The sequence below is a fragment of the Paraburkholderia lebeckiae genome (assembly GCF_050436225.1).
GTDB lineage: Bacteria > Pseudomonadota > Gammaproteobacteria > Burkholderiales > Burkholderiaceae > Paraburkholderia > Paraburkholderia tuberum.
This window is the reverse complement of the sequence record NZ_JBNDLU010000001.1, coordinates 2,702,673-2,715,263: the sequence shown is the minus strand read 5'-3', so window position 1 is coordinate 2,715,263 and position 12,591 is coordinate 2,702,673. Positions and strand designations below refer to the sequence as shown.

Sequence of the window (12,591 nt, the reverse complement as noted above, 5' to 3'; positions counted from 1 at the left end):
CAGGCCTGTTGCAAGGACGTTTTCATGCCACCGCTGCGCGCTGCCAATCTGCTCGCCACGATCGAAGGTTCCCGGCTGCATTCGCCCGAATGCGGCCACTGGCAGCGCTGGGGGCCGTATCTGAGCGAGCGCCAGTGGGGCACGGTGCGCGAGGACTACAGCGCGAACGGCACCGCCTGGGACTCGTTTCCGCACGACCATGCGCGCAGCCGCGCCTACCGCTGGGGCGAAGACGGCATCGCCGGTTTCGGCGACGACCGGCTCAGCTGGTGTGTGTCGCTCGCGCTGTGGAACCGCAAGGACCCGATCATCAAGGAGCGCCTGTTCGGCCTGACGAACTCGCAGGGCAATCACGGCGAGGACGTCAAGGAGCTGTACTTCTATCTGGACGGCACGCCCACGCATTCCTACATGCGCATGCTGTACAAGTATCCGCATGCGGCCTATCCCTACCAGGACCTGATCGACGAAAACGCGCGCCGCGGCGGCGAGATGCCAGAGTACGAAGTACTCGATACCGGCGTGTTCGACGATCAGCGCTATTTCGACGTCCAGATCGAATACGCGAAGCACACGCCCGACGACATCGTGATGCGCGTGACGATCGAAAATCGCGCGGACGAAGCGGCGGCGCTCGATGTGCTGCCGCAAATCTGGGCGCGCAACTCGTGGTCGTGGAAAGAGAACAAGGACAAGCCGAAGCTCGTCGCCGGTACCGGTCATGACGGCGCGGTGCGTCTGCTTGGCCATCACCATGTGCACGAACCGATCGTCGTGACCGCGTGGTCGAAGGACGCGCCGCAACTCGCGTGGCTGTTCTGCGAGAACGACACCAACGTGAAGCGGCTGTTCGGCATGGACGGCGCGGGCCCGTTCAAGGACGGCTTCAACGACTACCTCGTGCACGGCGACGCGAACGCCATCCGTCACGACGCGGGCACCCGGGCCGCCGCGCATGCGGCGCTCGAGTTCGGGCCGCACGGACGCGCGGTCGTGTATCTGCGCTGGCACCCGCAATCTGCGACCGATGAAGCGCCATTCGATGCCGACGCGTTGATCGCGCGCCGCCTCGCCGAAGCCGACGAATTCTATGGCGCGTTGCAACACGAGATCACCGACCCCGATGCGCGTCTCGTGCAACGTCAGGCGCTCGCCGGCATGCTGTGGTCGAAGCAGTACTACCAGTACGACGTGCAGCGCTGGCTCGACGGCGATCCGCTGCAACCGAGCCCGCCCGCCGCGCGCAAGCACGGCCGCAACACCGACTGGCGGCATCTGTGCAACGCGGACATCGTGTCGATGCCGGACAAGTGGGAGTACCCGTGGTACGCGTCGTGGGATCTCGCGTTTCATGCGGCCGCGTTCGCGCTGATCGATCCGGCGTTCGCCAAGAAGCAGTTGCTGCTGCTCGTGAAGGACCGCTATCAGCACCCGAACGGCCAGTTGCCCGCTTACGAATGGGCGTTGAGCGACGCGAACCCGCCGGTCCATGCATGGGCCGCGTGGCGCGTGTACGAGATCGATCGCGCGCTGACCGGCAAGGCGGACCGCGATTTTCTGGAGCTCGTGTTTCACAAGCTGCTGCTGAATTTCTCGTGGTGGGTGAATCGCAAGGACGCCGACGGCCACAATATTTTTCAGGGCGGTTTTCTCGGGCTCGACAACGTCGGCATCTTCGACCGCTCGTCGCCGCTGCCCACCGGCGGCCACATCGACCAGGCCGACGGCACCGCGTGGATGGCCGCGTATGCGCTCGACCTGATGCGTATCGCGCTCGAACTCGCCTACGCGAACCATGTGTTCGTCGATATTGGTGTGAAGTTCTTCGAGCACTTCCTGTACATCGCGGAAGCGGTCAGTTGCGACGACGGCTGCGACACGGGCCTGTGGGATAGCGAGGACGAATTCTTCTACGACAAGCTGCGCCTGCCCGACGGCAGCAACATGCCGATGCGCATTCGCTCGATCGTCGGACTGATACCGCTGTTCGCCGTGCACGTGCTCGAGGAGCGTCTGCACGGCGGCCTGCCGGGCTTGCGCGAGCGCCTCGTGTGGTTTCTCGAGCATCGGCCCGATCTCGCGAAGCTGGTGTCGCGCTGGAACGAGCCCGGCAAGGGCAACGCGCTTTTGCTGTCGCTGCTGCGCGGGCATCGGATGAAGGCGTTGTTACGGCGCGCGCTCGACGAAAGTGAATTTCTTTCCGATCACGGCGTGCGGGCGTTGTCGCGTTGCCATCGCGATCATCCGTTCGTGTACCAGCACAACGGCAACAGCTTCTGCGTCAAGTATCTGCCGGCCGAATCCGATACCCGTGTGTTCGGCGGCAATTCGAACTGGCGCGGGCCGGTGTGGATGCCGGTCAACTATCTGCTGATCGAATCGCTGTACGAGTTTCATCGCTATTACGGCGATGATTTCCGCGTCGAGTATCCGACCGGGTCGGGCCAGAAGTTCTCGTTGAGCGAAATCGCCGACGAACTCGCGCGCCGCGCGACCACGCTGTTCCTGAAGGACAAAAGCGGCGAGCGGCCGGTGATGGGTGCGTATCCGCTGCTGCAGGCGGACCCGCGTTCGCACGATCTGATCCTGTTCCATGAGTATTTTCATGGCGATAACGGTCGTGGCGTCGGGGCTTCGCATCAGACCGGCTGGACCGGGCTCGTCGCGTTGCTGTTGCAGCCGCGCGCGATGGCGGCATCGGGCAACGTGCCGCTGGCGGGCGAACCGGCGCCGGCGCCCGCGCCGATTCCGGTGCCGGCGGCTCCCGCATCCGCGGTAACGCCGGCGGTGGCGAAAGAACCGGTACCGTCGCTCGCGGCCACGACGACGAAGTAAGCACGCCGCGCGCTCACGCACGAACGCGATTGAACTGTGCGGCAGCGCCCGTGGTCTTTCATGTATCGCCGCGTTCGTTCTATCGGCTTACCAAGGTCCAAGTGAATCCCATGTCGACCACACCGAACTCTTCCGCTTCTTCCGATCAACGCGACGCAACGCCCGCGCCGAGCTGCAAGCTCAGCGCGAACCGGTACGACGCCCTGTCGTCGCCGGCCGGCAAGAAGCCCGCGCCGCCGTGCACGCTCGTGATCTTCGGCGCGGGCGGCGATCTGACCAAACGTCTGTTGATGCCGGCGCTCTACAACCTCGCGGTCGATGGCCTGCTCGACGACAGCATGAAGATCATCGGCGTCAATCACGGCGAGCGCGAAACGCGCGAATGGTGCGACGATCTGCATACCTCGCTGCAGAAGTTCGCCGCCGACAAGGCCAGCACCTTTCACGCCGGCAAGCTCGACGACAACGCATGGAACTGGATCGCGCAGCGCCTCGAATACATGGCGGGCGAGTTCGAATCCGACGATACGTTCGCGAAGCTGAAGCAGAAGCTCGATCAGTCGAAAGGCGGTAACGCGATCTTCTACCTCGCGGTCGGCGCGCGTTTTTTCCAACCGATCGCCGACCGGCTCGGCAAAGCCGGCCTGCTGAAGGAAGGCGACGGCGCGAACGGCGGCTTTCGGCGTCTCGTGATCGAGAAGCCGTTCGGCACCGATCTCGCATCGGCGCGCGATCTGAACGGGCACATCCTGTCGTATGCGCGGGAGTCGCAGGTGTACCGCATCGATCATTTTCTCGGCAAGGACACCGTGCAGAGCATCCTCGCGGTGCGCTTCGCGAATGCGATGTTCGAGCCGATCTGGCGGCGCGAGTACATCGATTGCGTGCAGATCACGGCGGCGGAAACGATCGGCGTCGAGGGGCGCGGCAGGTTCTACGAGCAGACCGGCGCGTTTCGCGACATGGTGCCGAACCACCTGTTCCAACTGCTCGGCATCGTCGCGATGGAGCCGCCGAATTCGTTCGACGCCGAAGCCGTGCGAAACAAGAAGGCCGAGCTGTTCGACGCAATCCAGCCGCTGACGCCCGCCGACGTCGTCTTCGGCCAGTACGAAAGAGGGCCAGCCGGCGTGGGCTATCGCGAGGAGCCCGACGTCGCGCCCGGCAGCACGACGGAAACCTACGCGGCGGCGCGCGTGTTCGTCGAGAACTGGCGCTGGGCCGGCGTGCCGTTCTATCTGCGTACCGGCAAGCGGCTCGGGGTGCGCCGCACCGAGGTTTCGGTGCAGCTGAAGCCGGTGCCGTTCCGCCTGTTCCGCGATACGCCGGTCAACGCATTGACGCCGAACGTGCTGACCATTCGCATCGATCCCGAGCACGGCTCGAGCTTCGATTTCAACGTGAAGGTGCCGGGGCCGGTGATGCAGGTCGGTCCGGTACAGTCGTCGTTCAACTATGGCGACTTCTTTGCGGAAAGCGCGAACGTCGGCTACGAGACGCTGCTGTACGACTGCATGCTTGGCGACGCGACGTTGTTTCAGCGCGCCGACAGCATCGAGACGAGCTGGTGCGCGGTCGACGACGTGCTGCATCCGAGGAGCGGCGGCGCGGTTGCCGTGCGCGGCTATGCGGCCGGCAGCGACGGGCCGGCCGAAGCCGACGCGCTGCTCGCGCGCGATGGCCACGCGTGGCGCCCGTTGCAGCAGAAAGCGCCCGGTGGCAAGTCGTAGCGGTACCTTTGAACCAACCCGCAGACACGCATCACAACCGCCTCAACACAATCGGGAGACATCGTGGCAACACGCAACAAGAACGCAGTGAAACGGAATGCGCCGAAAAGCGGCAGCGAGCACATTCTCGCGATCGATGTCGGCGGCACCGGCCTGAAGGCCGCGATCATCGACGCCGACGGGCAGATGAAAACCGAGCGCGTGCGCGTTGCGACGCCGCATCCGTGCACGCCGGATCAGTTGGTGGACGCGCTCGCGCAACTCGTGGCGCCGCTCATCGAGCAGGTGCGGCCCGTCTGTATCTCGATCGGGTTTCCGGGTGTCGTGCGCAACAACCGCATTCTGACCGCGCCGCACTTCGGCATCGAAGGATGGCACGACATTGCGCTCGCGGATTCGCTCGCGCAGCGCCTGGGCGGACTGCCGGTGCGGATGATCAACGACGCCGAAATGCAAGGCTTCGCGGCGATCGAAGGCCACGGCCTCGAATTCGTGCTGACGCTCGGCACCGGCGCCGGCACCGCGATGTTTCGCGATGGCGAGCTGATGCCGCATCTGGAGCTCGCGCATCATCCGGTCAGCAAGAAGGGCGTCGCGTACGACGAATACATCGGCGAGGCCGCTCGCGAGCAGATCGGTAACAAGCGTTGGAGCCGGCGTGTCGAGAAGGTGATCGGCATTCTCGAGTCACTGGTCAATTACGACAAGCTGTGGATCGGCGGCGGCAACGCGGCGCGCATCAAGTTTTCGCTGCCGGCGAACGTGGCGACCGTATCGAACGACGCGGGGATCGAGGGCGGCGCGAAATTGTGGCATCCGCTGTCGGTGCGCGAGACGCGACAGTATCCTGAGGCGACGCAGAAGACGGGGCGGTTCAAGCCGAAGGGAGAGGGTGGGCTGGGCGGATGACGAGCGGCGGTTCGGTGATGTCCAGCGGCCAATCGGAAAACGTGAAGGGCAGCGAAATGACGCGGCCCGAGTTCGTATCGATTGCCGCCGCCATCACGCAGCCAGCACCGCATCCCCAGGTAGCGAGAACGTAGTGGCCCGCGAAGTTAATCGGCTCCTTTGCGGCTTCACGAAGAATGCTGCGGTAATGACGTGCCGCCGCGTCCGTGAATATCATGCGTGGCATCGCAGCGTGCCTGGACTCGACAGTGGCGGGACAATCCTCAAACCTGAGAACCGATTCCGCAAGGGCCAAACCGGATACTGCGCCGAACATCAATGTGGCAATAATAGTTGCTCTCTGAACTGCAAAGCTCTCAACGGCACGTCCAACCCCGCAGACTCCCAATGACTCGCATCCACCTGACCCTCGCGCGGCGCCTCCTCTCCGTCGGCGCGTGCGCGCTGCTCGCTTACGCGAGCGCGCATGCGTATGCGTATGCGGCACATGCCTTCGCGGTGTCGTCGCCGGGACTGGCCGATGGTGGCACGCTCAACGCAAGCCACGCGGCGAGCGCGAATAATTGCGGCGGCGGCAACGTGTCGCCGGCGCTGCAATGGCATAACGCGCCGGCCGGCACGAAAAGTTTCGCGGTGACGATCTTCGATCCCGACGGCGCGAAAGGCCTCGGCATCGTGCACTGGATCGTCTATGGCATCGCGCCTGCCACGACCGGACTCGCCGCAGGCGAAGCCGCGCCGGCGGGCAGCGTCGCCGGCACGAATCGCACCGGCGGCCCCGGCTATTACGGCCCGTGTCCGCCCGTCGGCGAGGTACCGCATCACTACGTGGCGCAGGTCTATGCGCTCGATCTGCCGCCCGACGCGTTGCCGGCCGGCTTGACGCGCGACGCGTTCCACGCCGCGATCAAGGACCACGTGCTCGCCGCGACGAGCATCGTGCTGCGCTACGGACGATGAAGACGCGCGGCCGAATGCCGGGCCGCGCTTGATCCGCCGGCGGGCGCCTAGCGCGCCGCGTCCCCCCAGCGATACTGCACGCTCGCTTCATCGAGCTGGGTCTTGATCGCGGCATCGAGCGTGAGCCCGGCCGCCGCGAGCGTATCGCTCAACTGCTCCGCGCGGCTCGCACCAATGATCGCCGACGTAATCAGCGGATTCGCGAGCACCCACGCAAGCGACACCTTCGTCAGCGATTCGCCGGTCGGCGCGACGATCGCCTTCAGCCTTTCGATCGTGTCGAACTCGCGATCATGCCAGTAGCGCTCCTGATACATCGCGCCAGCCTTGCCGACGCTTTCGGTGAAGCGCCCTTCGGCGGGCGTCGCGTCGAGCCGGTGCTTGCCGGTCAGCAGTCCGCCCGCGAGCGGGTTATACGGCATCACGGCCAGCTGCTCCTCGGCGGCCAGCGGCAGCAGCTCGCGCTCGATCTGGCGAAACAGCAGGTTGTAGCGCGGCTGGACCGACACGAAGCGAGCGACGCGTAGCACGTCCGCGCGCCCCAGTGCGCGAGCGAGCCGGTAGGCGAGAAAGTTCGACACGCCGATATAGCGCGCCTTGCCCGAGCGCACGATCGCATCGAGCGCTTCGAGCGTCTCGTCGAGCGGGGTCTTCGCGTCGTCGGAATGGAGCTGGTACAGGTCGACGTAGTCGGTGCCGAGGCGCTGCAAGGACGCGTCGATCGCATCGAGCAGGTGCTTGCGCGACGCGCCCTGGTCCCACGCGGCGGGCCCCATCTTGCCGACCGCCTTGGTCGCGACGATGAAGCGCTCGCGTTTGCCCTTCAGCCAGCGTCCGACGATTTCCTCGGTGCGTCCGGCCAGATTTTCGCTGCCGCCGAGCGGATAGACGTTCGCGGTATCGATGAAATTGACACCGGCGTCCGCGGCCGTGTCGAGGATGCGGTGCGATGCGGCTTCTTCGGTTTGCAGCCCGAAGGTCATGGTGCCGAGACACAGGCGCGAAACGGTCAGGCCGGTGCGGCCGAATTGGCGATATTGCATAAGTTCGACTCCAGAGGGGAAGGAAAGCGCTGCCGAAGCGATGAAACTACAGTGTTGTAAAAAGGATAAACCGAGTTGCGATTCGGTGTGCCTGACGCACGCCGGGATTGCTGACTTCCAGTAGATATGAAATGATAGCGATTCTCATTTAAACCTAGCCAGCCATCCCGTCACCTCCATCTCACACAACGGAGAGCGGCAGCCAGCCATTTGCGGCTTTGTCATGAATTCGACGTCAGTGATGCGAATTTGACAAACGCATTTCTGACGGGATTTCCATGCTCAATCACACGCCGCTCGCGACAGCGCTAGCGCTCGCTTTTGCCGTTCCTTTGACGACCCCGGCGCTCGCGCAAAGCGCGCCGCAGAACGCACAAACCAGCGCACGGAACGACACACCCGCCGCCGCGCAGACGCTGCCGACCATCGGCGTGCAGGCTCAGGCCGTTCAGCAGGACTTCCAGGCCGACCGTGCGACCGTCGGCGCGAAGACGCCGACCGCGCTGCGCGACATTCCGCAGACCGTCACCGTGATCAATCGCGACCTGCTCGCCTCGCAGGGCGCGACGTCGTTTACGGACGCGCTGCGCAACGCGCCCGGCGTGACGATCGGCGCGGCCGAAGGCGGCCAGATCGGCAACAACATCAATCTGCGCGGCTTCACCGCGCAGAACGACATCTATCTGGACGGCTTTCGGGACCGCAACCAGTACTACCGCGACACGTTCAATCTTGAATCGCTCGAGGTGCTGTACGGTCCGTCGTCGATGCTGTTCGGCCGCGGCTCGACCGGCGGCGTGATCAACCAGGTCAGCAAGAAGGCGAACCTGACGGACTCGGCGGAAGTCTCCGGCATGATCGGCACCGACGACCGCTACCGCTCCACCGTCGACGTGAACCACAAGCTTACCGACACCTCGGCGATCCGCCTCAATGCATTCGGCCAGAGCCTCGGCTCGACGCGCGACGTGATGAAGAACAAGGACTTCGGCGTCGCGCCGGAACTGCGCTTCGGCATCGGCACGCCGACCGAGATCACGCTGTCGGCGCTGATCCAGCGCAACCACGACATGCCCGACTACGGCATCCAGGCGCTGAACGGCCGACCGTCGCCGGTGCCGAAGAACACGTTCTACGGTTTGACCAGCGACCGAACGATCCAGGACGTGCAGATCTTCACCGCGGCGATCAAGCACAAGTTCTCCGAGAACCTGACGCTGACGAACCAGACGCAGATCTCGCACTCGATGACCGACGCGCGCGAAACCGCGCCGCAAGCGGTGCTGACCGGGCCGCTGTCGTCCAGCACAGCGTTGAGCAACGGCAACTTCACGACGCTGTCGCCGTCGCAGCTGTTCATCAAGCTGCAAAGTCATGACCGCGTGATCCAGAATCACGCGATCTACAACGACACGATGCTCGAATACAAATTCGACACTGGACCGATCAGGCACGACCTGATCGCCGGTGTCGAAGTAGGCCACGACAGCTATACGAACCAGGCGTACACGCGCAACAACCTGCCGATCGTGCCGATGCTCAATCCGCCGATCATGGGCACGCCGTCGAACGTGACGACGACGCTCGGCAACTACGCCGATTCGAGCGCGAACGAAATTGCCGCTTACCTGAACGACACGATTACGCTGACGCCGCACTGGAAGCTGATCGGCGGTGTGCGCTGGGATCGTTTCTCGGCGGGAATCCACAATACGATCAGCGCGCCGGCTTACGCGAGCCAGACCAACTACTTCACGAGCGTGCGCGCCGGCGTCATCTACCAGCCGACCGACTGGCAGTCGTACTACGTGTCGTACGGCACGTCGTTCAACCCATCGCTCGAAAACCTGACGGTCACGAACCTCACTCAGAACCTCGCGCCGGAATCGACGAAGTCGTATGAAATCGGCGGCAAGTGGGATCTGTTCGGCGGCAACATTTCGGTGACCTCGGCGATCTTCCGCGAGGAAAAGGACAACGCGCGCACGCAGGTGTCACCGACCGAATACCAACTGGCCGGCAACATTCGCGTCGACGGCTTCCAGGCGGGCGTGACCGGGCACATCACCGACAAGTGGCAGATTTTCGGCGGCTACACATACATGGACGCGACGATCCTGAAAGCGGCCGACGGCACGCAGGGCCACACGCCGGCCAACACGCCGCGCAACACGCTGACGTTCTGGACCACGTACGCGATCACGCCGCATTGGGAAATTGGCGGCGGTCCGATCTACATGTCGCCACGTTATGCGTCGAACACGAACAACGTAAAGGTGCCGGGCTACACGCGCTGGGACGCGACCGCGGCCTATCACGCGAAAAAGTACGACGTGCGCCTGAACCTGCTGAACCTCACCAACAAGTACTACTACGACGCGTTGATTCCGTCGGACGGCGGACGTTCGGTGCCGGGCATCGGCCGCACGCTGCTCGCGACGTTCAACTACCGCTTTTGATACGCGCTTTTGATGCGCACTGAGCGCAAGCGTCCGGCTTGCCGCTGTTGCGAACGGCAAGCCGACGCGAAGGACACATCATGTTGCTGCACATTCCGAAGGTACTGGACGCCGGGCAATTGCGCTTCATGCGCGAGCGGCTCGATCGAGGCGGCGATGCGTGGGTCGATGGCCGCGCGACCGCGGGCTATCAGGGCGCGCCGGTCAAGCGCAATCAGCAGATTGCCGAGCACTCGACGCTCGCGCGCGAACTCGGCGATGTGATCCTCGCGGCGATCGAACGCAATCCGCTGTTCATCAGCGCGGTGCTGCCCAACCAGGTCTATCCGCCGCTCTTCAACCGCTACGAGGGCGGCATGCAGTTCGGCAGCCACGTCGATGGCGCGGTGCGCGTGCTGCCGAACGGCGTGAAGCTGCGCACCGACGTGTCGGTGACGCTATTTCTCAGCGCGCCCGACGAATACGACGGCGGCGAACTCGTGATCGAGGACACCTACGGCGTGCAGCAGGTGAAACTGCCGGCCGGCGACATGATCGTCTATCCGGCGACGAGTCTGCACCAGGTGACGCCAGTCACGCGCGGCGCGCGGGTGGCGAGCTTCTTCTGGGTGCAGAGCCTCGTGCGCAGCGACACGCATCGCGCGCTGCTGTTCGACATGGACACCGCGATTCAACGGCTCAATGCCACCCATGCCGACGAAGCCGCGCGACGCAGCCTCGTCGGTTGTTATCACAATCTGCTGCGCACCTGGAGTGAAACGTGAGCGTATCGGACACCCTCGACATTCAACCGCCCGCGACCGGCGAACATGACGCGCAGGAGCCGCGGCGGCTCGATGGCGATGAACTGAAATCGCGCCAGCAGCGCTCGCGTCGCGCGACCTTCATCAAGTGGCTGCGCAAGGTGCATGGCTGGGTCGGATTGTGGGGCGCGGCGCTCGGTCTGCTGTTCGGCACGACGGGCTTCTTTCTGAATCATCGCGGCGGCCCGCTGCGCGTCTCGACCGGCGAGCCGCAGGTCTCGGTGATGCAGGTGCCGCTGCCGCAACCGGCGCCGCAAACGCCGCGCGAGCTCGCGAAGTGGCTCAAGCAGGAGCTGAAGATCGCCGGCAAGCCGGGGCGCGTGCAGAAGGAAACCGAGCATCCGGTGGCGTGGGGCGATCGCAGCGTCGTGCAGCCCGAGCACTGGCAACTTAGTTTCGGGTCGCCGAAGGAAAACACCTCGGCCGAATACTGGGTCGGCAACCACACCGTGACGGTCAAGCGCAGCGCGAACACCTTTCTCGCGATGCTGACGAACATGCACAAGGGTGTGGGCTTGAGCGTCGGTTGGGTGCTGCTGATCGATACGCTCGCGGGCAGCCTGATCCTGCTGTCGTTGACGGGCGTGCTGTTGTGGACCGAGTTGAACAGGCGCAAGACGGTGGGGCTCGCGCTCGTGGTCGGATCGATTGCGGCGGCAGCGATGTTGGGGACGATGTAAGGGCGGAGCGCAACGCTTCGGGCGACGCCTGCGCGCTGGCGGGCAGGCTTTGAGCGGTACGCGCTAGAATCGTCGCAGACCTACTTCGCAGGCTCTGCCGCCATCCGCCGATGACCTCTCCCGCGAACCCCGTCGACACCGCGCTGACCACGCGGCGCTCGGTGCGCGCCTTTCTGCCGACACCGGTGCAGCGCGCCGACATCGAAGCGATTCTCGAAGCCGCCAGCCACGCACCGTCGGGCACCAACACGCAGCCGTGGAAGGTGTACGTGCTGACGGGCGAATCGCTCGCGCGTCTGTCGCGCGATCTGCTCGCGGCCTACGACGATCCGCAGCGCGACGAACTGTACCAGGAGGAGTACGCGTACTATCCGCGCCAGTGGCAGTCGCCGTTCATCGACCGGCGTCGCAAGATCGGCTGGGACATGTATAGCCTGCTCGGCATCGAGAAGGGCGACAAGGCGCGCATGCACGAACAGCACTCGCGCAACTTCCGTTTCTTCGACGCACCCGTCGGCCTGCTGTTCACGATCGATCGCAGCCTCGAGCGCGGCAGCTGGCTCGACTACGGCATGTTCCTGCAGGCGATCATGACGGCCGCGCGCGGACGCGGTCTCGACACCTGTCCGCAGGCCGCGTTCATGCAGTTTCATCGGCTGATTGCCGGACATCTCGGCCTGCCCGAGAACGAGCAGTTCGTGTGCGGCATGTCGCTCGGCTTCGCCGACCCCAACGCGCCGGTCAATACGCTGCGCCCCGAGCGCGAACCGGTCGAGCGCTTCGCGCGCTTTCTCGATTGAACGCAGCCCTCAGTCCCCACCCAGAGGCAAACGAAAATGAAAACTACGCGGCGCCATTTCCTGTTGGTCAGCGCGGGCGTCGGCTCGTCGCTCGCGCTGTCTCGGGTCGCGTTTGCCGCGACCGTTCCCAATGCGCTCAGCGAGAGCGATCCGCAGGCGCAGGCGGTCGGCTATACCGAAGATGCGTCGAAGGTCGACAAGGCCAGATTTCCGAACTTCGCGGCCGGGCAATCGTGCGCGAACTGCTCGCTGTTCCAGGGCAAGGCATCGGACGCATACGGCGGCTGCACGCTGTTCGGCACTAAAAAGGTCGCGTCGCGCGGCTGGTGCAGCGCGTACACGAATATGTGAGCACGCCGCCGTAGCGTTCGC

General features: G+C 64.5%; 11 protein-coding genes. 9 read left to right on the top strand and 2 right to left on the bottom strand.

Going from position 1 to position 12,591, the window contains the following annotated elements:
* Positions 1 to 24: 24 nt before the first annotated feature.
* From OKW45_RS12730 to OKW45_RS12720, 3 genes are all read left to right on the top strand, one after another.
* Positions 25 to 2,835: an MGH1-like glycoside hydrolase domain-containing protein gene (locus OKW45_RS12730; protein WP_429468548.1), complete on the top strand. Its 2,811-nt coding sequence runs from the start codon at positions 25 to 27 to the stop codon at positions 2,833 to 2,835.
* 110 nt (positions 2,836 to 2,945) lie between these two features.
* The gene (zwf, locus tag OKW45_RS12725; RefSeq protein ID WP_429468546.1) at positions 2,946 to 4,565 is read left to right on the top strand and encodes a glucose-6-phosphate dehydrogenase; all 1,620 of its coding nucleotides are present in this window, start codon (positions 2,946 to 2,948) and stop codon (positions 4,563 to 4,565) included.
* A 63-nt stretch (positions 4,566 to 4,628) separates the two neighbouring features.
* A complete protein-coding gene (locus tag OKW45_RS12720; protein ID WP_018423928.1) occupies positions 4,629 to 5,474 on the top strand; it encodes an ROK family protein in 846 nt (281 codons plus the stop codon).
* On the opposite strand, the gene OKW45_RS12715 is transcribed toward OKW45_RS12720, so the two are convergent.
* The gene (locus OKW45_RS12715) at positions 5,440 to 5,691 is read right to left on the bottom strand and encodes a hypothetical protein (protein ID WP_429468543.1); all 252 of its coding nucleotides are present in this window, start codon (positions 5,689 to 5,691) and stop codon (positions 5,440 to 5,442) included. The two genes, OKW45_RS12720 and OKW45_RS12715, sit on opposite strands and share 35 nt — an antisense overlap.
* Positions 5,692 to 5,861: 170 nt before the next feature.
* Between OKW45_RS12715 and OKW45_RS12710 the strand changes: the two genes are divergently transcribed.
* The gene (locus OKW45_RS12710; protein WP_429468541.1) at positions 5,862 to 6,434 is read left to right on the top strand and encodes a YbhB/YbcL family Raf kinase inhibitor-like protein; all 573 of its coding nucleotides are present in this window, start codon (positions 5,862 to 5,864) and stop codon (positions 6,432 to 6,434) included.
* A 47-nt stretch (positions 6,435 to 6,481) separates the two neighbouring features.
* Here the strand turns inward: OKW45_RS12710 and OKW45_RS12705 are convergent, their stop codons facing one another.
* Positions 6,482 to 7,477, bottom strand: coding sequence for an aldo/keto reductase (locus OKW45_RS12705; protein WP_429468539.1), 996 nt, complete (start codon positions 7,475 to 7,477; stop codon positions 6,482 to 6,484).
* Between the two features lie 278 nt (positions 7,478 to 7,755).
* Between OKW45_RS12705 and OKW45_RS12700 the strand changes: the two genes are divergently transcribed.
* From OKW45_RS12700 to OKW45_RS12680, 5 genes are all read left to right on the top strand, one after another.
* Positions 7,756 to 9,936, top strand: a complete 2,181-nt coding sequence (locus OKW45_RS12700; RefSeq protein ID WP_429468536.1) for a TonB-dependent receptor — start codon at positions 7,756 to 7,758, stop codon at positions 9,934 to 9,936.
* A gap of 80 nt (positions 9,937 to 10,016) precedes the next feature.
* Positions 10,017 to 10,700 carry a Fe2+-dependent dioxygenase gene (locus OKW45_RS12695; RefSeq protein WP_018423923.1) on the top strand — a complete coding sequence of 228 codons (684 nt, stop codon included), beginning with the start codon at positions 10,017 to 10,019 and terminating at the stop codon, positions 10,698 to 10,700.
* The gene (locus tag OKW45_RS12690; protein WP_429468533.1) at positions 10,697 to 11,419 is read left to right on the top strand and encodes a PepSY-associated TM helix domain-containing protein; all 723 of its coding nucleotides are present in this window, start codon (positions 10,697 to 10,699) and stop codon (positions 11,417 to 11,419) included. Before OKW45_RS12695 ends, OKW45_RS12690 begins: the two co-directional genes overlap by 4 nt.
* Before the next feature lie 110 nt (positions 11,420 to 11,529).
* Positions 11,530 to 12,219, top strand: coding sequence for a nitroreductase (locus OKW45_RS12685; protein WP_018423921.1), 690 nt, complete (start codon positions 11,530 to 11,532; stop codon positions 12,217 to 12,219).
* A 36-nt stretch (positions 12,220 to 12,255) separates the two neighbouring features.
* A complete protein-coding gene (locus tag OKW45_RS12680) occupies positions 12,256 to 12,570 on the top strand; it encodes a high-potential iron-sulfur protein (RefSeq protein ID WP_429468531.1) in 315 nt (104 codons plus the stop codon).
* The last annotated feature ends 21 nt before the right edge of the window (positions 12,571 to 12,591 follow it).